Source organism: Curtobacterium sp. PhB191, assembly GCF_004346515.1.
GTDB lineage: Bacteria > Actinomycetota > Actinomycetes > Actinomycetales > Microbacteriaceae > Curtobacterium.
On sequence record NZ_SMBV01000001.1, the window covers coordinates 426,686 to 444,759 of the forward strand.

The following is an 18,074-nucleotide window of genomic DNA, read 5'->3' on the forward strand; positions in this document are numbered from 1 at the left end:
GGCATCCGGGCAGTACCCCGGAGCACGGTGGGGACAACCCCCGAACGACCCCGAAGGCCCGATGCCCGTCAGGGGATCAGCACGATCTTCCCGCGGGTGTGCCGCTGCTCCAGCTGCTCGTACGCGTCCTGCACCCGGTCGAGCGGGAAGGTCGCCGCGATCGGCACCTCGACCTCGCCGTTCGCCACCTGCATCGCGAGGGCGCCGAGGATCTCCGGGTCGGCGGTGTCCGCACTGCCGGAGGCCTTCGCACCGACCTCGGCGGCAGCCTCGAACGCGATGATCGTCTCGATGCGGTCGACCGGCACGCCCAGGGCGATCCCCAGGTGCACGTACTCCGGACCGTACGTGTCGATGAGGGCGTCGATGCCGTTGGTGGCGAGCTCGGTGATGCGCTCCTGCAGGCCCTCGCCGTACGCGACGGGCCGCGCACGCTTCGACCGGAGCCACTCGTGGTTCGCCTCGGACGCGATCGCGATCACGTCGATGCCCTCGTTCGTCAGCAGCTGCGTGACGAACCCGCCGACACCACCGGCGGCACCGGACACGACGACGGTCTCGCCGGGTCGGGGGTCGACGGCACGGACGGCTGCGGCAGCGGTCGTGGCGACGATGTCGAGCCCGCCAGCGACGGTCCAGTCGAGCAGCCGGGGCTTCTGCACGACCTGTTCGGCCGGCACCGAGACGTACTCGGCCTGGCTCGCGCGGTCCCACGACCACCCGAGGACCTCTTCGCCCTCGTCGACGCCGTCGACGCCCTCGCCGACGGCCACGACGATGCCGGCGAAGTCCGTGCCCTGACCGGACGGCAGCGCGTCGGAGGACCCGCCGTCGAGCAGCCCCTGGCGGATCGCCGACTCGCCCGGGTTGATGCCCGCGGCGCGGACCCGGACGAGCACCCGACCGGCGGTGGCCTCGGGGACGGGGACCTCGGCGACGTGCAGCACAGAGCGGTCACCCCACTCGTCGAAGCGGACAGCGCGCATGGTCTCCGGGATCTCAGTCATCGCGTCCGACGGTACCCCGAGCATGACGAACGGTCCGCGTGGACCGCTCCATCGGCACGACGGTGGGAGACTGGCCCCATGCCCATCCTCAACAAGGACATGCAGGTCTGCATGTCGCTCGCGGCCCGGCCGAGCAACATCGGCACCCGGTTCCACAACTTCCTGTACGACGAGCTCGGGCTCAACTTCCTGTACAAGGCGTTCACCACGACCGACCTGCCCGGCGCCGTTGCCGGCATCCGAGCGCTCGGCATCCGCGGCTGCTCGGTGTCGATGCCCTTCAAGGAGGCGATCATCCCGCTCGTCGACCACGTCGAGGAGTCCGCCGCCGCCATCCAGTCGGTGAACACGGTCGTGAACGACGACGGCGTGCTCACCGCGTCGAACACCGACTACGAGGCGATCGCCGCGCTGCTCGGGTCGTACGACGTCGACACCGCGTCCCGGGTGCTGCTCCGCGGCTCCGGCGGCATGGCGAAGGCCGTGACCGCGGCGTTCCGCGGCGCCGGCTTCGACCGCCTGACGGTCGTCGCCCGCAACGAGCAGACCGGCCCGGCGCTCGCGTCGCAGTACGGCTACGAGTGGGTCGCCGAGGAGCGCGAGGCTGGGGAGTCCGACCTGGTGGTCAACGTCACGCCGCTCGGCATGCGAGGCGACCAGCAGGACGCGCTCGCCTTCGCACAGGACCGGATCGAGGCGGCCCACACGGTCTTCGACGTGGTCGCGTTCCCGTGGGAGACCCCGCTGGTCCGTGCGGGACGGGACGCCGGCAAGCACGTCATCACCGGAGCCGAGGTCATCGCCATGCAGGCGGCCCGCCAGTTCCAGCGGTACACGGGCGTCGCCCTGACGGACGACCAGGTGGCGCGCGCCAGCGAGTTCTCGCGCGCCGAGTAGTCGACGCGCCCAGAAGACGGACGGGAGGCGCGGTGCCAGCCGGCACCGCGCCTCCCGTCCGCCCTCGTGGGAACGTCTCAGGCGTTCGTCGCGCGTCCGACGGCCACCCACCCGAGCCGGCGCAGGGTCTCGTGGTTGCGGACCCAGATGAGCGGCTGCATGAGGAAGTCGGGGACCCAGGCCCCCGGACCGGCGACGGCGTTCTCGACGATCGTCACCTTGCAGCCCTTGCGGTGCGGCTCCACGGTCAGCTCCACGCGGGCCTCGCCGATCGGCCACCCCTTCGGCTGGATCACCATGCGGTGCGGCGGGTCCCACACCAACGAGGTCGTGACGTCGTCGATGACGAGCGGCCAGGCACCGAAGGAGTGGTGCAGGTGCGTGCCGACCTGCGGCCAACCGGCCTCCTGCTTCCGCATGCGTGAGGCACCGACCACCCAGGTCGTGTAGAGCCAGCCGTCGCCGAGCACGTCGAAGACGTCCTCGGGAGCGCAGTGCAGGATGCGGACGTTCTTCGCCATGGTGATCAGCCTTCCGGGGTGAGGTCGACGTCGTCGGGCAGCCCGAAGGTGTGCCGGAGTGCGCTCTTCGCGGCACGCCAACCGGCCATGCCGTGCACGCCGGGGCCGGGCGCGGACGACTCGGAGCACAGGTACATGCCGCCGCCCATCCGCCACGGGTCGCTGGACAGCACCGGGCGCTTCACGAGCTGCCAGAAGCTCGCAGCACCGGCGGCGATGTCACCGCCGACGTAGTTCGGGTTGTGGTCCGCCATGTGCGCGGCCGTCCGGCTCGACGTGTGCAGGATCGTGTCGCGGAACCCTGGTGCGAACCGTTCGACCTGGCGCGTGATCGCCTCGGTCTGGTCGACGTCGGACCCCGCCGGCACGTGCGCGTAGGCCCAGAAGACGTGCTTGCCCTTCGGCGCCCGGGTCGGGTCGACCACGGTCGGCTCGGAGCCGAGCACGTACGGCCGTTCGGCGTGCTGGCCGTGCGCGACCGAGCCCTCCGCAGCGGCGATCTCGGCTCGGGTCCCGCCGATGTGCACCGTGCCGGCCCGGCGCAGCGCCTCGTTCGTCCACGGCACCGGATCGGACAGCGCGAAGTCGACCTTCGCGGCCGCGTTGCCGAACCGGAACCGGCGGAGCGCGCCGCGCTTCGGCGTGGGGATCTGCGAGCCGGCGATCCGCAGCATGCCGGGGACACTCGTGTCGAAGAGCACCGCCTTCGCCGGGGTGAGGTCGCCGAGCGACCGGACCTCGTGCCCGGTGACGATCCGTCCGCCGTGCGCGACGAGGTCGTCGGCGAGCGCGTCGACGATCGCCTGGCTGCCGCCGATCGGCACGGGCCAACCGCGGGCGTGTGCGTAGGCGCCGAGCGACAGCGCCGCGGCGGCCGTCGACAGCGAGGGCATGTGCTGGATGGAGTGCGCGGCGACGCCGGACACCATCGCCGGGGCGGCGTCCTGGCGGAAGCGGGCGTTCCAGGCGCTGCTGCCCTGCTCGAGTGCGCGCAGGCCGAACCGCAGCACCGTGAGCGGGTGCCGCGGCACGTGCAGGAGGGCGTCGGTGGCGAAGTCGGCGACCTGGTCGGCAGCGCGGGCGAGCGGGCCCATCAGGTTCCGGAAGGCCGGGCCGTCCACACCGAGCTCGGCGGCCGTCCGCTCGAGGTCCTGGTACGCGATGCCCGCACGACCCCCGTCGAGCGGGTGCCCGTACTGCACCTCGGGCAGACGGAGCTCGATGCGCTCCTCCATCCGGAACAGCCGGAAGAACTCGGACTGCAGCGCCATCGGGTGCACCGCCGAGCAGACGTCGTGGAGGAACCCCGGCAGGGTGAGCTCGGCGGTGCGGGCACCACCGCCGATCGTGTCGTTCCGTTCGACCACCTCGACGGACAAGCCCGCACGGGCGAGCGTCACCGCCGCCGCGAGTCCGTTCGGTCCGGCCCCGACGACCACCGCATCAACCATGGTCCGAGCCTAGGGACTCGTGTCTGCGCGTGGTCCCGGTCAGATGACCGAGGCTCCGGATGAGACAGCGATCCGCTTCCGGGCGATGACGGCGTCGATCCGTTGTGCTCCAGCGATGAAGGCCGCAGCATCGTGGTCGACGTACCCCGCGATCGCGACGATGTCATCGCGGATCCGTTCGAGCGGAGCCGCGTGGACGGGCTCGTGGTGCGCGAGACGGTTCGCCCCAGGAGTCCGGCGGTGCCGAATGGTCCTGGGGCGTTACCCGATCAGCCTAGCGACGCCGGGTGATATCTCAAGTACCGATTCAGGGGCGTGCGACGTCGGGGTCCGCAGGGTCGGAGCCGTCCTCGTCGCCGTCGGCGTCGTCGGGTTCGTCGGCGTCGACCGGGGTCGAGCCCACGGGGTGCTCGGCCAGCAACGTCGCGAAGTCCTCGTCGAGCATCTGCTGCAGACGGTCGTCGCGGCCGATCTCGTAGTCGTCGGCCGGACGCTGGGCCCATCCGAGACGCCCGACCACCGTGGTGCCGATGTCGTCCCAGGCTCGGGCGCGGGCGGCGAGCACGATGCCGTCGACGAAGTGCTGGTCGTCACGGCGCTTGTCGAGCATTGTCGCGAGTTGCTCGTACGTCGCCTCGCGCGTGCGCAGCTTGAGGTCGTCACCCCGGCGGTAGTCGTGCTGGTGCCGTGAACGGCCCTTCGACTTGCTCGACGTCGACCGGATCTCCCGCATGCGCGCGGCGTCGCCCCGCTGCTCCTCGGCCATGCGGTGGAGCTCCTCGCGCGCGGCCTCGGCGATCAGTGCGTGGTCGAAGTACCCCTGGTCGCGCAGCGCGTTCGTGATGATCCGGTTGCCGACCGCGATCGTGACCGCGGCCTTCGCGATGAGGAACCCCTCGTCGACGGCCCGCTTCAGTTCGACCTGGCTGATGGGTCGATCGCGCACGTCGTGGTTGCGTCGTCCGAACAAGGCCATGCTCCGACGATACCGGCGTCCGGTGACCATCCGTCGGCAGGTGGACCCGGATCACGCCCTGGAGGGACGACACGCCCCGAGTGGTTCCGTAGCGTCGGGTGCATGGTCACGTACACGGAGTCCCCCCGCACCGGTCTCGGCACCGCGAGCCTCGTCCTCGGGATCTGCTCGCTGCTCGCCGGTTGGACGTTCGTCGCGCCGATCGTCGGGCTGTGCCTGGGCGTCGCGTCGCGCAGCCGGGAACCGCTCGCCCGTGGTCGCGCGGGCTGGGGGATCTTCCTGAACCTCATCGCGCTCGCCGTCTGGATCCTGCTGCTCGTACTGGCGGTCGTCGGCGGTGTGTTCGCGGTCTGGCAGGGCGCGACGCAGGGCTCCTGACGCACGCGCATGCGCACGCGCATGCGCGCGGGGGCGGCGGGGAGTCTCGCCTAGAGCAGCAGGCCGTAGACGGCGACGTCGGCGCGGACGGGCCCGAGCGGCAGCGCGCCCCGCAGAGTGCCCTCGAGGGCGAACCCGAGCCGTTCGGCGAGCGCGCGGCTGCGGACGTTGTCGACGCCGGTCCGGATCTCGAGCCGTGCGGTGCCGCGCGCCCGCGCGACCTCGACCAGCACGCCGGCGGCCCGCCCCGCGACACCGCGGCCCTCGTGTCCGGCGTCCACCCAGTAGCCGAGTGACGCCTGGCCCAGGTACGGGTCGAAGGTCAGCGACGCCACCCCGACGATGCGGTCGTCGGAACGGATGACGCAGGGGAGCGCGCGGTCCATCGCGAACTGGCCGAGCAGCCGTTCGGTGTGCAGTCCGATGGTCTCGCGGTCCTGCGGATCCCACGCCCACGGTTCGGCCGCCCGCAGCCGGTCGAGGTTCGCCCGCACGAGTTCGAGCACCGGGTCGACCGTCGTCAGGTCGCGCAGCGTGAGCGTGTACCCGTCCCCGAGGTCCCGCCCGAATGCCGCCACCCGTCAGAGACTATGCACGCCGGGCCCTACTCGTACCGGAGCGCCTCGATCGGGTTCTGCCGTGCGGCGCGGCGCGCGGGGAGCGTGCCGGCGAGGAACGCGATGAACATCACGACGAGGATGATCGTTGCCACCGAACTCGGCGCGAACTGCATGATCTGCAGGCCCGGCAGGTCCTTGAGCACCGTGCCCGCGAGCACGTTCGAGATGCCCGTCCCGAGCAGGATCGCGACACCGGCTCCGATGGCGCTGCCGAGGAACCCGATGAAGACCGCCTCGAGCGAGAACAGCGTGTAGACCTTGCCGCCGCCCATGCCCATCGCCTTCATCAGGCCGATCTCGCGGGTACGTTCCTGCACGCTCATCAGCAGCGTGTTGATGATGCCGAAGCCCGCTGCCACCAGGGCGATGACGGCGAAGGCGTTCAGGACCCCGACGATGCCGCTGATGACGGTCTGGAACTGGCCGAGCTGGTCCTGGATGGTCTGCCCGAGGAACCCGTCGTCCGACAGCGCCTTCTTGACCGTGGTCGCAGAGGCCCCGGAGTCGAGCGTCGCGGTGGCGCTGGCGTACGAGGTCGCGATCGAGTCCGGCTTGCCGATCTCCTGCGCGGCCTGCATCGCGTCGGTGAGCGCGGCGTTCGCCCCGGCACCGCCGCCGAACAGCGACTCGTTCTGCACACCGACCACCGTCGCGGTGAGGGTGTGCTCCTTGCCCTGGTAGTCGTCCACCGCGAAGGTGAGTTCCTTGCCGACGGCGGCCTTCGCGCTGCCGAGTCCGAGGTTCTCCAGGTAGTTCGTCGGCAGGATCACCTGGTTCGCGTCGGTGTCGTCGTCGAGTTGCTTCCCGCTCGCCAGGTCGGCGTCGAGTTCTCCCGCGTTGGCGGTCAGGGAGACGACGTACTTGCCGTCGTCGCCGTGCTCGGCGTACTTCGGCGCCAGGGCGACCGCCGGACGGATGCTCTTGATGCCGTCGATCGCACGGATGTCGTCGACGTCGGACTGCGACAGGTACGAGAACGACGCCGGACCGCGGTCGACGCTCTGGCCGGACTCGTCGGGGTCGTACTTCGCCGGCCCGCTGTCGGTCGATGCGGTGTCGACGGCCTTCGTGATGGTCAGGGAACCGGTGTCACCGATCGACGAGACCTGGGTGTCGATGTAGTTGCTGACCCCCGTACCGATCGCCGAGGTCAGCGTGATCGTGAAGGCGCCGATGAAGATCGCGATGACGGTCAGGGTCGTGCGCAGCTTCGACCGGAAGGTGTTCGAGACCGCGGTGCGGAGCAGGTCGAGGAAGTTCATGCGGAGTGCCTTCCGTGCGTGGCCTGCTGGTCGACGGCGGCACCGGCGGTGGGTGTGCCGTCGGATCCACCGACGATGAGTCCGTCGCGGACGTTGACGCTGCGGTCGCAGCGGGCCGCGAGTTCTTCGTCGTGGGTGACCACGACGAGCGTGATCCCGCGTTCGCGCTGCAGGCCGAAGAGCATGTCCTCGACCACCTGCCCGGTGTTCGTGTCGAGGTTGCCGGTCGGCTCGTCGGCGAAGATGACGCTCGGCTCACCGACCAGCGCGCGTGCGATGACCACGCGCTGCTTCTGCCCGCCGGACAGGTCGTTGGCGTCGTTCTTCGCCTTGTCGGCCAGACCGAGGGAGTCGAGCGCCGCCATGCCGCGTCGCTTCCGCTCGGCCCCGGAGACGCCCGCGATCTTGAGCGGGAGCACGACGTTGTCGAGGACCGAGGTCTTGGGGGTCAGGAAGAACTGCTGGAACACGAACCCGAAGGTGCTGTTGCGCGTGCGGTTCGCCTGCCGCGCGCCGAGGGTCGCCGCATCGGTCCCGTCGAGCAGGACCTGCCCGGTCGACGGCTTGTCGAGCAGTGCGAGCAGGTGCATGAGCGTCGACTTGCCCGAACCGGACTTGCCGACGATCGCCAGGCTCTCGCCCTGGTGCACCTGGAGCGACACCCCCTTGAGCGCGTCGAACCGCGTCGGGCCTCGGCCGTAGGTCCTGGCGAGGTCACGGGCCTCGAGCACGGGAGTGGTCATGGCCCCACCGTAGTGTCCACTGCACGACTGCAAGTTTGCGTTTGCTGTAGATCATGTGACGTTCCGGTTACAGTCGGGCCATGCCCGACACCGCGCCCGCCACCGAGATGGGTCTGCGCGACCGCAAGCGCATCGAGACACGCCACCGCATCGCGGAGGCGGCTCGGTCCCTCGCGCTCGAGCAGGACATCGACCACACCACGATCGAACAGATCGCCGCACGCGCCGAGGTGTCACCCCGCACGTTCTTCAACTACTTCGAGAGCAAGGAGGACGCGGTCCTCGGGCACACCGAGCTCGACCTGGACACCGAGACCCTGGCAGCGCACCTCGAGACCGTCGCGGGGGAGCCGGCTGCGCAGGCCGTGGTCGACCTCGCGTTCCTGGTGTTCGGCTCGTCGTTCGGCGACGAGCACGAGCGGCTCGCCCGGAAGGAGGTCATCGTGCGCTTCCCGCAGCTCATGCGCCGCCAGGTCAGCCGGATGACGACCGTGGCCGAGGCGATGACGGGTGCGGTGCGCACGATCCTCGAACGCGATCCGGCGTGGGGGCCGGACGCCGCGACCCCGCAGGCCGCCGAGATGCTGCTCGGCATGTGCATGACCGGCCTGCGGAGTTCGGCGCGGCACGAGGGTTCCGACCCGGAAGAGGTCCGCGCCCGCGTCGTCGCGTCGATCCGCGACACGGCTGCGCGCATCGCTGCGGCCTGAGACGCAACCACGGACGGACGGGAGGCCCGGTGCCACCCGGCACCGGGCCTCCCGTCCATGACGTGGATGCGTCGAGAGCCGTCACGGCTTCGTGATGAAGCCCTCCTTCACCATCCAGTCGAACGCGACGTCGGCCGGCTCGCGCCCCTCGACGTCGACCTGACGGTTCAGCTCCTGCAGCACCGCATCGGTGAGCTTCGGCGAGATCTGGTCGTAGACGTCGGCGAGCTGCGGGTACTCCTTGAGCGTGGCCGAGTCGAGCACCGGCGCGACGTTGTACGCCGGGAAGAAGCCCTTGTCGTCCTCGAGCACGGTCAGGCCGAGCGACTTGATGCGGCCGTCGGTGGTGAAGACCTCGCCGAAGTTGCACTTGCCGCGGTCGGTGGCCGTGTAGACCGTGCCGGTGTCGAGGATGCTGACGTTGTCGCTCGGGATCCCGTTCTCCCCCGAGCCGCCGAGCTCCAAGCCGTACTTCTTGAGCATCGGCTTGAACCCGTCGGCTCGCGAGTTGAACTCCGACTCCACGCAGAAGGTGCGCTCGTCGACGGGCAGCTTCGCGATGTCGGAGAGGGTCTTGATGTCCCCGAGCTCCTTGACCGCTTCGTCCCGCACCGCGAACGCGTAGGTGTTGTTCATCGGCGCCGGGTTCAGCCACGTGAGCCCGTTGCCGGCGTCCTCCTTCTTGACCGCTTCCCACTGCTCGGTCTTGTCCGGGATCCCCTCGGCGTGGCCCATGAAGGTCAGCCAGGCGGTGCCGGTGTACTCGTACGTGAAGTCCGCACCGTGCGAGGTCATCAACTCGCGGACGGCGACGCTGCCCGGCACGTTGGTCTCGTCGGTGACGTCGAACCCAGCGGCCTTCGCGGCGAGGACCGCAATCTTGCCGAGCACGAGCTGCTCCGTGAAGTTCTTCGACGTCACGGTGATGTGGGCACCGTCCGGCAGGTCGTCGATGCGCTCGATGGTGCCCGGACCGGCCTCGGGGACGAAGGACGTCGCGGGCTGCAGGCCGCAGCCGGCCAGGACGAGCGCGGTGGCACCGGCGAGGGCGACGGCGGCCCCGCGGCGGAGGCGGCGGGTACGGCGGTTCATCGGAGTCCCTTCGGACGTGCGACGGTCTCGACCACACGGCCGAGCCAGTCGATGGAGAGGGCGAGGAGCGCCACGAGCAGCGCCCCGGCGACGAGCACCTTCGGCAGGAACAGCGTCACGCCCGTGGTGATGAGGAGACCGAGACCACCGGCACCGACGAAGGTGGCCAGGCTCGCGGTGCCGACGAGCAGCACGAGCGCCGTCCGGATGCCGGACAGCATGACCGGCACCGCGAGGGGCAGCTCGACGCGCATCAGGACGCTGAACGCGCTCATGCCCATGCCACGGCCGGCCTCGACGAGGCGCGAGTCGACGCTCTGCACGCCGATCATGGTGTTCCGGAGGACCGGCAGGATCGCGTAGAGCACGAGCGCGACCACGGCGGACCAGCTGTTCAGGCCGAGCCACGCGGCGAGCAGCACGATCAGGCCGACAGCGGGGGCCGCCTGCCCGAAGTTCGCGACGGCGAGCACGTACGGGCTCGCCCGACGCAGCGGTCCGCGCGTGAGGACGATGCCGAGCGGGATACCGATCACGAGCACGAGCACCGTCGCCTGCAGGGTCAGCACGAGGTGCTGCCCGGTCAGGTCGAGGATGTCGGCCGGGTTGAGCGTCGTGCGTTCGGTGGGCGTGAGGTCGGCCGTGGCGAGCCAGACCGCGAACCCGGCGAGCACGACCAGGATCGCGATCGGCTGGAACAGCAGGCCCTTCCAGGACGTGCTGGCGCCGGTGGCGGGTCCGGCGGTGACAGCACTCACAGGTCTTCCCCGGAGGGCGCGATCACGGGCGCGGCCGGCGAGGACGGCAGCGTCTCGATCTGGTTGGTGTTCGTGCCGACCGGCGTGTACGCGCGGTCGTCGGCGGCCGCTGCACGCGACCGGGTGATGGCCTCCATGACGACCTCGACCGTGATGACACCGCGGAACGCCTCGCCACGACCGGTGACCAGTGCGGCCCCGGCGCTCGAGACGAGCATGGTGTCGAGGGCGTCGTTGAGCGTCGAGGCCTCGCCCACGATGGGCAGCTCCGGGTCGACGCCGTCCGGGATCCGGTCCAGGCGCTCGAGCTGTCGGCGGGACGGCCAGCCGATCGGCCGCTGCCGACGGTCGACCACGACGGCGTGCCCGTGGCCTCCGGCCTCCTGCATGCGCTGCAGGACGGCCTTCGCCTCTTCGCCGGGGGAGCAGGTCACCGCGGAGACGACCTCGACGTCGCGGACGCGGTTCAGGGTGAGCTGCTTCAGCCCGGCGCCCGAGCCGATGAAGTTCTCGACGAACTCGTTCGCCGGCTCCGCCAGGATCCGCTCCGGGGTGTCGTACTGCACGATGTGGGCACCCTCGGTGAAGATGACGATCCAGTCGCCGAGCTTCACGGCCTCGTCGAAGTCGTGGCTGACGATGACGATCGTCTTGTGCAGCTCTTCCTGGATCCGCAGGAGCTCGTCCTGCAGGCGCTGCCGGGTGATCGGGTCGACCGCACCGAACGGCTCGTCCATCAGCAGGACGGGCGGGTCCGCGGCGAGCGCCCGGGCGACGCCGACGCGCTGCTGCTGGCCGCCGGAGAGTTCGCGGGGGTAGCGGTCGCGGTAGGTGGCGGGGTCGAGCGACACGAGGTCGAGCAGCTCGTCGACACGCGCCGCGATCTTCTCCTTCGACCAGCCGAGCATCTTCGGCACGATCGCGATGTTCGCGGCGACGGTCATGTGCGGGAAGAGCCCGCCGGCCTGGATCACGTAGCCCATCCGGCGGCGGAGCTCGTCGGCGTCGATGCCGGTCACGTCGTCGTCACCGACGACGATGCGGCCCTCGGTGGGCTCGATCAGGCGGTTGATCATCTTGAGGGTCGTCGTCTTGCCGCAGCCGGACGGGCCGACGAGCATGACGATCTTGCCGGCCGGGATCTCGAGGGTGATGCCGTCGACGGCGGGCTTCGACTGCCCGGGGTACCGCTTGGTGACCTCGTCGAGCAGGATGCTGCGGCCGGTGACGTCCCCGTCGGGCGCGGTGGTGGTGGCGGAGTCAGTGCTGGACACGGATACCTCTCGAGATGGTCAGGCGGCCGAGGCCGAGGAGGAGCAGGTCGAGGACGAGGGCGAGCAGGACGACGCCGACCACCCCGACGACCACGGAGTACAGGGCGTTCGCGCCGCCGAGGCGCGAGAGTCCGGAGAAGATGAAGCCGCCGAGCCCGGGGCCGAGGGCGTACGCGGCGATGGCTGCGATGCCCATCACCATCTGGGCGGACACGCGGACGCCGCTCAGGATGATCGGCCAGGCCATCGGCAGTTCGACCTGCACGAGGGTCCGGAACCGGCTCATGCCGATGCCGCGCGCGGACTCGACCACGCTCGGCGGGATCTCGGCGAGGCCGACGACCGCGTTGCGCAGGATGGGCAGGGCGGCGAAGAAGACGACCGTCACGACGGACGGCAGCACGCCGAAGCCGAGCGGGACGATGAGCAGGCCGATGACCGCGAAGGACGGCAGGGTGAGGCCGATGGCGGACACCCCGTTCGCGACGGAGGTCAGGCGGGGACTGCGGTAGACGAGTGTGGCGAGCACCACGGCGATGACCGTGGCGAGCACCGTGCACTGGACCACCAGTGAGAAGTGTTGCCACGACGAGAACCAGATCTGGCTCCATCGCTCCACGACGTACTGGAACACGGGTGGGCGCTCCCCTTCCGGTCGGCCGAACTGCCCACGGGTCGGGGCACAAGCTGCGCCAAAGCTACGCAGAGCACGGACCGGTCGCACGACGAGGTGCAGCGGAAGCGATCGTTTCCTGTGCAGACGACCGGACGAGAACCCCTGGTCAGCGACCAGTTCGACCGTCGAGCCTGAGAGAACGGTAACGATCGTGAGGGGCCATCGGCTACATGGCCAAGCCCCGCAGGCCGGACCGCTCGGCGATGTCGACGAGCTGCTCGCGCCAGAGGACCCACTCCTCCGGGCTCTTGTCGGCCAGGTTGCCGTCCCCGTCGCCCGCCAGTCCGTCGAGCATCTCGCGGACGATGTCTGCGTGCCCCGCGTGCCGGGCCGTCTCGTACGCCATGTGCACCAGGATGCGGTGGAGCGTGACCTCGCGGAACTCCTCCGGCCACCAGGGGACGGTGCCGCGGGCGTCGAGGTCGAGCGCTTCGATGGTGGCGTCGGCGTGCGCTGCACTGCGGTGGTGGAAGGCCACGACGTCGTCCAGGGTCTCGTCGAGCGTCGCGTACATGTCCTCGCCGTCCTCCGACTCGAGCCAGGCGGGCGGGTCCGGAAGCGGCCGACCGAACACCTCGCCGAAGTACCCGACCTGCACACCGGCGACGTGCTTCACCAGCCCGAGCACGTTCGTGCCGGTCGGGGTCACCGGCCACCGGGCCTGCCGTTCGGCCAGGCCGTCGAGCTTGCCGAGGAGCGCGGCGCGGTGCTTCTGCAGGTACCGGTGCAGCGTCCGCTTCACCGCTGCGGCCGAGGCCAGGGGGTCGGTGTCCGACGACGCGCCCTCGTCCGACAGGGCCGAGTTCCCGCTGGACGCGAGGCCGGTGGTCGTCGCGGGGTGGACCTCGGGGACGGCGTCGGTGCTGCTCATGCCCTCGATCGTGCCACCACGACGTCCTGCAGGCGTGCCGATTCCTGCACGGCCACCCGCTCCGCGGTGAGCAGCAGCCCGGCCACCTCGGCCGAGGTGCGCGCAGGGGCGTCGTTCCAGCTCGTCAGGTCACGCACGCGGCCCATCCGGACGTCGGGCGCCGGACACCAGAGCACCGGCGCGCCCTCGTCCACGGCGAGCGCGTGCCAGACCAGGTCGAGGGAGTGCTGGACCCGCGGCGAGTGCACGGCGTGCGGCCCGCCAGCGGCCGAGACGACCGCGCCGACCAGGCACGCAGCGACGAGCGGTCGCCCCTGCACGTCCATCGCGGCGGCACTCGTGGCCTTCCGCATCCGGCCGTGCTCGTCGAGGTACGCGAACCAGGCGTGCTGGATCCAGCCGCGTTCGACGACGCCACGCGCGTCGGACAGCAGGTGCTCGAGCTCGCCGAGTTCCTGCAGCCGGGCTTCGACCCGTCGGACGCGTGCGGCGGCGCGGCGCTCGGCGAGGCGGTCGAGGAACCCGCGGAGGCCGGTTCGCTCGGATCGGGTGGGGGCGGGAGAGGCGTCGGTGGCGACGTCGTGCTGGACGCGGAACTCGAGGGTCATGAGGGCCCCTCCGATCGGCTGTGCACGGATGGTGCGGTCACGATAGCCCCGCGGGGTCTCAGCCGTCCAGCACCGCGTCGATGCTGCGCCGCGCGACGCTCCGGAAGGCGCGTTCGTCGGACGTCGCGAGCGCGGAGGCGAGCGCGATCGCCCACCCGCGCGCGCGTCCCCAGGTGACGTCCGGAGCGGCGACCAGCGTCCGGAACGCGTGGCGGGCCTCCCGGTCGAGCGTCAGCCAGGCGGTGGCGAGGTCGACGGCGGGGTCCCCCGAGGTCACGTCGCCGAAGTCGACGACCGCCGACAGGCGTTCGTCGCCGTCCGGCGTGCGGTCCACGAGCAGGTTGAACGGGTGCAGGTCGCCGTGCACCCAGACGGGAGGCCCGGTGTGCGTCGGCAGCGCCGCCGCGGTCCGCCAGACCGCTGCCAGCTCCACGGCCCGGGGCACGTCCTGCGTGGCGAGTCGCGTCAGGACGGCGTCGCTGCGCGTCGCCAACGGCACCGCACGGAACGGGTTCGCCGGAGCATCCGCCGGAGCCGGCACGTGCAGCAGTCGCACGAACTCCGCGAGGGCCTCGGCGACCCGGACACCGGCAGCACGCTCACCGACGGGTGCTCCCGGGAGCCACGGGACGATGCTCCACGACCAGGGGTACCCGAGCGCCGGACGGCCCACGCGCACCGGGGCAGGCACCGGGACGACGGGTGCGACGCGGGCGGCGATCTCCGGCAGCCACCGCTGCTCGTGCTCGACCAGGCGTGCTGCGAGCTCCCGACGCGGCAACCGCACGGCGTACTCGTCGCCGAGCCGCACGATGACGTTGTCCCAGCCGTTCGCGACGACCACGATCGTCAGGTCCGCCAGGTCGGGGTGCTGGGCGTGCAGCAGGGCCCGGACGAGCGGGACGTCGACGTCGACCTCTGCCGGTGGTGTGGGCACCGGCTCAGGCTAGTGGGCCGGTGGACACATGCCCGCGAACGGGGGCGGGTGCGGAAACCGACCGCTGGGTATGCTCGCAGGACGGTGACGTGGGTGATTCCCTGGGGGGACCCGCGTCATTCCGGCGCGATGATGGCGACGAGTCGCGGGACCTCTGGCCGGAGGCGTTCGGTGACGAGCGCGGCGAGCAGCACCGTCCAGAGTTCCCGCAGGCGTTCGTACAGGTCGGTGCGGTCGGCGAGCACGTCTGACACCGTCTGCACGCCCGTGTACGCGGGGATGACCACGCGTCCGACCAGCTCCGGGTCCCACCGCGGGTCGACCTCGCCGGCGTCGATCGCCTGGCGGACGGTCTGTGCGATGAGCGCCATCCAGTCGGTGTACGGGTCCTGACGGGGGACGTCGTGCGTCGCGACCTCGGTCGACAGACGGATGCCGGCGCTCACGACGACCTCGGTGACCATCTGGGTCGCCAGTCCCTGCGACATCCACATGAGGGCTTCGAGCGGCGTCCGGCTCCGGGCGACCGCGGCCTCGCCGTAGCGCCGCGAGACCTCGTGCTGCTGCGCGATCACCGCGCCGGCGAGGTCGGCCTTCGACGCGAAGTGGAAGTACAGCGCGCCCTTGGTCAGCCCGATCCGTTCGGCGACGCCGTCCATCGACGCGCCGAGGTACCCGCGCTCGTCGAACTCGGCGGCCGCGGCCCCGATGATCGCCGCGCGGGTCTCGAGCGCCCGCTGCTGCCGGGTGCGTCCGTCCTGCGCCATCACCTCCCGATCGTAGTCCCGCTCCGGGCCTGCGCACGGCCCGCGTTCGGGCAGGTGCCCTACGGTTGGCCGCCATGGACGGATGGCGGAACCCCGCGCGGTGGGCGCGGACCGGACGGTGGCTGCTGCTGCCGATCGCGGTGCTCGACTGGGTGGCCCTCGCGCCGCAGACCATCGTCGTGCTCGCGTTCCTGATCGCCGTCGTCGGCCTCGCCGGGATGGCAGCCGCGCTCGTCGTGCACATGGTCGGGCGCTCCCGCGGGGTGATGGCGCTGCTCGGTGTCGTCCTGCTGCTCGGCGGGCTCGTGGTGTTCGGCCTCGACCCGTTCCCCGCATCGTTCCCGCTGATCGACGCGTGGTGGCCCGAGTCGATCACGCAGCCGCAGGTGGTCGGCAGTGCCTACTGGCAGCTCGCCGGCCTCGGCATCGAGCTCGCGGGCTTCGGACTGCTGGCCACGCTGCTCGTCGTCGCGCTCACCGGCGCACCGCGATCACGGCAGGACCGCTTCCGCTCCTGACCGCGGCGCACGACTGCGGCAGCGGCGTCGTCAGCGGACGGTGTTCAACGCCGCCCGAGCACGACCAGCGTCACGTCGTGGGCTGCGCCGGCCGGCACCAGGGCGCGGACCCGTTCGACGACCGCGGCACCGGTCGGCTCGGCAGCGACCAGGGCGGCCAGGTCGTCGAGGTGGCTGATCCCGTCGAGCGCCAGGACGCCCTCGGTGCACACCACGAGCCGGTCGCCCGCCGCCAGGTCGAGCATGGCGGGGGACCGCGGCACGGACTCCGGCTGCAGGCCGAGCGGCAGGTCGAGCGAGTGCAGCGCCCGGCTGGTGCCGTCGGCGCGGACGAGCACGGCGAGGCCGTGGCCGGCGTCCCCGAAGACGACGTGCCCCGACGTCGGGTCGAGCCGCAGGTGGAAGAGCGAGCCGACGGCGTCCGCAGCGGACAGGTCGGCCGTGATCTGGGCCTCCAGGCCGCCGATCGCGTCCTGCATGGCGGTCTCGGTACGCGCGACGACGGCACCGCGGACCGCGGAGGCCAGCAGGCCGGACGCGCGTCCGGCCGCCGCGACGCTGCCCATGGTGACGTGCAGCGCACCGTCGCTGGCGAGTCGCCAGTCGGCGACGTCCCCACCGCCGTCCTCGGTCCGGAGCACCAGGGTGTCGAGGTCGTGTCCGGGGACCTCGACGGGTCCGGGGACCAGGCCCTCGAGCACGCGGGTCACCCGATCGCGGTCGATCGCGTGGCCGAGTTCGCGCTCCGCCCACCGTGCGAGGTCACGCAGCAGGTCGAGGTCGGCCGCCGACAGCTCGCGCGGGGTCGCGTCCATGATGCAGAGCGTGCCGACACGGGTGCCGTCGAGCATCGACAACGGTGCTCCGGCGTAGAACCGGATGCCCTGCTCGGTGACCGCTGCCAGGTCGCGGAACCGGGGGTCCAGCAGCGCGTCCGGCACCACCATCGGCTCGTTCGTGAGCACCGTCGTCGAGCAGAAGACCTGCTCCGCCGGGGCGCTCCCGCCCTGCCGCCAGCCCTGCGTCGACTGCGCCGTCACGACGTTGCCGTGCACCAGGTTCAGGAACGTCAGCGGGACCCCGAACGCCTCTTGGGTCATGCGGGTGATGCGGTCGAACCGCTCCTCCGGGCCGCTGCCGAGGACACCGAGTGCCTCGACGACGGCGGTCCGGTGCGCGGCGGGGTCCAGCTGGGTCATGCGCTCTGTCTACCCGCACCCTCCGTCAGGAACCAGTCCCGCGGGTGCTGGTCGGCCGTCAACTCGCGTCGCTCGGACACCGGAGCGGCCCACGCCGCCGCGTTCGACAGCACGCGCTGGATGTCCGGGTGGTGGTAGACGGGGTACTCCTGGTCGCCGGGGGAGAAGTAGAAGACCTTCCCCAGACCGCGGCGGTAGGCGACCCCGGACCGGAAGACCTCGCCGCCGGCGAAGGTCGACAGGAAGACCTCTTCGTCGGGGCGCGGGATGTCGAAGAACTCGCCGTACATCTCCTGCCGGTCGATCACGATCGGGTGCGGCACCCCGGCGGCGATCGGGTGCTCCGGCGCGATCGTCCAGACGAGTTCGCGCTCACCGTCGTTGCGCCACTTCAGCGAGCAGGTGGTGCCCATCAGGCGCTTGAACGGCTTCGAGTAGTGCCCGGAGTGCAGCACCACCAAGCCCATGCCGGCGTGCACGGCGTCGACGACCAGGTCGACCACGGTGTCGCTGACCTCGTCGTGGGCGGCGTGGCCCCACCAGAACAGGACGTCGGTCGTGGCCAGGCGCTCGGCGGTGATGCCGTGGTCGGGCTCCTGCAGCGTGGCGGTGCTCACGGTGGCGTCGGGGTGGTGCTCGCGGAGCGCTGCCGCGATCACGGTGTGCATGCCGTCGGGGTAGTGCCCGATGACCGTCGCGTCACCGCGGGTCTCGTGCACGTTCTCGTTCCAGACGACGATGTTCAGGGGACGGTTCTCGGTCGGCACTGACATGGCTCCAACGCTAGCCTCCCCGGGCGTCGAATCGAT

Annotated in this window: 21 protein-coding genes; 4 read left to right on the forward strand and 17 right to left on the reverse strand. The window is 71.2% G+C overall.

Going from position 1 to position 18,074, the window contains the following annotated elements; genetic code table 11:
- Positions 1-68: 68 nt before the first annotated feature.
- A complete protein-coding gene (locus tag EDF48_RS02060) occupies positions 69-1,007 on the reverse strand; it encodes an NADP-dependent oxidoreductase (RefSeq protein ID WP_243698009.1) in 939 nt (312 codons plus the stop codon).
- A 78-nt stretch (positions 1,008-1,085) separates the two neighbouring features.
- On the opposite strand from EDF48_RS02060, the gene EDF48_RS02065 reads away from it, so the two are divergent.
- Positions 1,086-1,904, forward strand: a complete 819-nt coding sequence (locus tag EDF48_RS02065) for a shikimate 5-dehydrogenase (protein WP_131877780.1) — start codon at positions 1,086-1,088, stop codon at positions 1,902-1,904.
- Positions 1,905-1,981: 77 nt separating this feature from the next.
- Here EDF48_RS02065 and EDF48_RS02070 read toward each other — a convergent pair whose 3' ends face one another.
- From EDF48_RS02070 to EDF48_RS02080, 3 genes are all read right to left on the reverse strand, one after another.
- Positions 1,982-2,425, reverse strand: a complete 444-nt coding sequence (locus tag EDF48_RS02070; RefSeq protein ID WP_123293024.1) for an SRPBCC family protein — start codon at positions 2,423-2,425, stop codon at positions 1,982-1,984.
- Between the two features lie 5 nt (positions 2,426-2,430).
- Positions 2,431-3,876 (reverse strand): NAD(P)/FAD-dependent oxidoreductase, encoded by a 1,446-nt coding sequence (locus EDF48_RS02075; RefSeq protein WP_131877782.1) that lies wholly within the window; start codon positions 3,874-3,876, stop codon positions 2,431-2,433.
- 307 nt (positions 3,877-4,183) lie between these two features.
- Complete coding sequence (locus EDF48_RS02080; protein WP_111083572.1) at positions 4,184-4,852, reverse strand: hypothetical protein; 669 nt, start codon at positions 4,850-4,852, stop codon at positions 4,184-4,186.
- 102 nt (positions 4,853-4,954) lie between these two features.
- Between EDF48_RS02080 and EDF48_RS02085 the strand changes: the two genes are divergently transcribed.
- Positions 4,955-5,230, forward strand: a complete 276-nt coding sequence (locus EDF48_RS02085; protein WP_123339397.1) for a hypothetical protein — start codon at positions 4,955-4,957, stop codon at positions 5,228-5,230.
- Between the two features lie 50 nt (positions 5,231-5,280).
- Here EDF48_RS02085 and EDF48_RS02090 read toward each other — a convergent pair whose 3' ends face one another.
- From EDF48_RS02090 to EDF48_RS02100, 3 genes are read right to left on the reverse strand one after another with little or no spacing between them, the layout of a single operon-like run.
- Positions 5,281-5,808: a GNAT family protein gene (locus EDF48_RS02090; protein WP_123293021.1), complete on the reverse strand. Its 528-nt coding sequence runs from the start codon at positions 5,806-5,808 to the stop codon at positions 5,281-5,283.
- A gap of 26 nt (positions 5,809-5,834) precedes the next feature.
- Positions 5,835-7,112, reverse strand: coding sequence for an ABC transporter permease (locus EDF48_RS02095; RefSeq protein ID WP_123293020.1), 1,278 nt, complete (start codon positions 7,110-7,112; stop codon positions 5,835-5,837).
- Positions 7,109-7,855, reverse strand: coding sequence for an ABC transporter ATP-binding protein (locus EDF48_RS02100; RefSeq protein WP_131877784.1), 747 nt, complete (start codon positions 7,853-7,855; stop codon positions 7,109-7,111). The genes EDF48_RS02095 and EDF48_RS02100 overlap by 4 nt, the downstream gene beginning before the upstream one ends.
- A gap of 80 nt (positions 7,856-7,935) precedes the next feature.
- On the opposite strand from EDF48_RS02100, the gene EDF48_RS02105 reads away from it, so the two are divergent.
- Positions 7,936-8,565 (forward strand): TetR/AcrR family transcriptional regulator, encoded by a 630-nt coding sequence (locus tag EDF48_RS02105; RefSeq protein WP_131877786.1) that lies wholly within the window; start codon positions 7,936-7,938, stop codon positions 8,563-8,565.
- Positions 8,566-8,646: 81 nt separating this feature from the next.
- Here EDF48_RS02105 and EDF48_RS02110 read toward each other — a convergent pair whose 3' ends face one another.
- The 8 genes from EDF48_RS02110 to EDF48_RS02145 form a co-directional block, all read right to left on the reverse strand.
- Positions 8,647-9,657 carry a glycine betaine ABC transporter substrate-binding protein gene (locus EDF48_RS02110; RefSeq protein WP_131877788.1) on the reverse strand — a complete coding sequence of 337 codons (1,011 nt, stop codon included), beginning with the start codon at positions 9,655-9,657 and terminating at the stop codon, positions 8,647-8,649.
- Positions 9,654-10,415: an ABC transporter permease gene (locus tag EDF48_RS02115; protein WP_123937044.1), complete on the reverse strand. Its 762-nt coding sequence runs from the start codon at positions 10,413-10,415 to the stop codon at positions 9,654-9,656. Before EDF48_RS02115 ends, EDF48_RS02110 begins: the two co-directional genes overlap by 4 nt.
- Complete coding sequence (locus EDF48_RS02120) at positions 10,412-11,689, reverse strand: ATP-binding cassette domain-containing protein (RefSeq protein ID WP_123339391.1); 1,278 nt, start codon at positions 11,687-11,689, stop codon at positions 10,412-10,414. The genes EDF48_RS02115 and EDF48_RS02120 overlap by 4 nt, the downstream gene beginning before the upstream one ends.
- Entirely contained in the window at positions 11,676-12,323 is a 648-nt protein-coding gene (locus EDF48_RS02125) for an ABC transporter permease (protein WP_111083581.1), read from the reverse strand. Before EDF48_RS02125 ends, EDF48_RS02120 begins: the two co-directional genes overlap by 14 nt.
- A gap of 208 nt (positions 12,324-12,531) precedes the next feature.
- A complete protein-coding gene (locus tag EDF48_RS02130; protein WP_131877790.1) occupies positions 12,532-13,236 on the reverse strand; it encodes a DinB family protein in 705 nt (234 codons plus the stop codon).
- The gene (locus EDF48_RS02135; protein ID WP_123339389.1) at positions 13,233-13,844 is read right to left on the reverse strand and encodes a hypothetical protein; all 612 of its coding nucleotides are present in this window, start codon (positions 13,842-13,844) and stop codon (positions 13,233-13,235) included. The genes EDF48_RS02130 and EDF48_RS02135 overlap by 4 nt, the downstream gene beginning before the upstream one ends.
- A 58-nt stretch (positions 13,845-13,902) precedes the next feature.
- Positions 13,903-14,781: an aminoglycoside phosphotransferase family protein gene (locus EDF48_RS02140; RefSeq protein ID WP_131877792.1), complete on the reverse strand. Its 879-nt coding sequence runs from the start codon at positions 14,779-14,781 to the stop codon at positions 13,903-13,905.
- A 116-nt stretch (positions 14,782-14,897) separates the two neighbouring features.
- Positions 14,898-15,548, reverse strand: coding sequence for a ScbR family autoregulator-binding transcription factor (locus tag EDF48_RS02145; RefSeq protein ID WP_165932299.1), 651 nt, complete (start codon positions 15,546-15,548; stop codon positions 14,898-14,900).
- A gap of 74 nt (positions 15,549-15,622) precedes the next feature.
- Between EDF48_RS02145 and EDF48_RS18980 the strand changes: the two genes are divergently transcribed.
- Positions 15,623-16,066 (forward strand): hypothetical protein, encoded by a 444-nt coding sequence (locus EDF48_RS18980; protein WP_165932300.1) that lies wholly within the window; start codon positions 15,623-15,625, stop codon positions 16,064-16,066.
- Positions 16,067-16,110: 44 nt separating this feature from the next.
- Here EDF48_RS18980 and EDF48_RS02155 read toward each other — a convergent pair whose 3' ends face one another.
- Positions 16,111-17,265, reverse strand: a complete 1,155-nt coding sequence (locus EDF48_RS02155; RefSeq protein ID WP_131877798.1) for a GAF domain-containing protein — start codon at positions 17,263-17,265, stop codon at positions 16,111-16,113.
- The gene (locus tag EDF48_RS02160; protein WP_243698010.1) at positions 17,262-18,038 is read right to left on the reverse strand and encodes a ThuA domain-containing protein; all 777 of its coding nucleotides are present in this window, start codon (positions 18,036-18,038) and stop codon (positions 17,262-17,264) included. The genes EDF48_RS02155 and EDF48_RS02160 overlap by 4 nt, the downstream gene beginning before the upstream one ends.
- Positions 18,039-18,074 lie beyond the last annotated feature (36 nt).

What these genes read in the sequence shown, in the direction of transcription:
- EDF48_RS02060 (WP_243698009.1), bottom strand. Translation starts at nt 1,007, where the DNA reads ATGACTGAGATCCCGGAGACCATGCGCGCTGTCCGCTTCGACGAGTGG.
- EDF48_RS02065 (WP_131877780.1), top strand. Translation starts at nt 1,086, where the DNA reads ATGCCCATCCTCAACAAGGACATGCAGGTCTGCATGTCGCTCGCGGCC.
- EDF48_RS02070 (WP_123293024.1), bottom strand. Translation starts at nt 2,425, where the DNA reads ATGGCGAAGAACGTCCGCATCCTGCACTGCGCTCCCGAGGACGTCTTC.
- EDF48_RS02075 (WP_131877782.1), bottom strand. Translation starts at nt 3,876, where the DNA reads ATGGTTGATGCGGTGGTCGTCGGGGCCGGACCGAACGGACTCGCGGCG.
- EDF48_RS02080 (WP_111083572.1), bottom strand. Translation starts at nt 4,852, where the DNA reads ATGGCCTTGTTCGGACGACGCAACCACGACGTGCGCGATCGACCCATC.
- EDF48_RS02085 (WP_123339397.1), top strand. Translation starts at nt 4,955, where the DNA reads ATGGTCACGTACACGGAGTCCCCCCGCACCGGTCTCGGCACCGCGAGC.
- EDF48_RS02095 (WP_123293020.1), bottom strand. Translation starts at nt 7,112, where the DNA reads ATGAACTTCCTCGACCTGCTCCGCACCGCGGTCTCGAACACCTTCCGG.
- EDF48_RS02100 (WP_131877784.1), bottom strand. Translation starts at nt 7,855, where the DNA reads ATGACCACTCCCGTGCTCGAGGCCCGTGACCTCGCCAGGACCTACGGC.
- EDF48_RS02105 (WP_131877786.1), top strand. Translation starts at nt 7,936, where the DNA reads ATGCCCGACACCGCGCCCGCCACCGAGATGGGTCTGCGCGACCGCAAG.
- EDF48_RS02110 (WP_131877788.1), bottom strand. Translation starts at nt 9,657, where the DNA reads ATGAACCGCCGTACCCGCCGCCTCCGCCGCGGGGCCGCCGTCGCCCTC.
- EDF48_RS02130 (WP_131877790.1), bottom strand. Translation starts at nt 13,236, where the DNA reads ATGAGCAGCACCGACGCCGTCCCCGAGGTCCACCCCGCGACGACCACC.
- EDF48_RS02135 (WP_123339389.1), bottom strand. Translation starts at nt 13,844, where the DNA reads ATGACCCTCGAGTTCCGCGTCCAGCACGACGTCGCCACCGACGCCTCT.
- EDF48_RS02145 (WP_165932299.1), bottom strand. Translation starts at nt 15,548, where the DNA reads ATGGCGCAGGACGGACGCACCCGGCAGCAGCGGGCGCTCGAGACCCGC.
- EDF48_RS18980 (WP_165932300.1), top strand. Translation starts at nt 15,623, where the DNA reads ATGGACGGATGGCGGAACCCCGCGCGGTGGGCGCGGACCGGACGGTGG.
- EDF48_RS02155 (WP_131877798.1), bottom strand. Translation starts at nt 17,265, where the DNA reads ATGACCCAGCTGGACCCCGCCGCGCACCGGACCGCCGTCGTCGAGGCA.
- EDF48_RS02160 (WP_243698010.1), bottom strand. Translation starts at nt 18,038, where the DNA reads ATGTCAGTGCCGACCGAGAACCGTCCCCTGAACATCGTCGTCTGGAAC.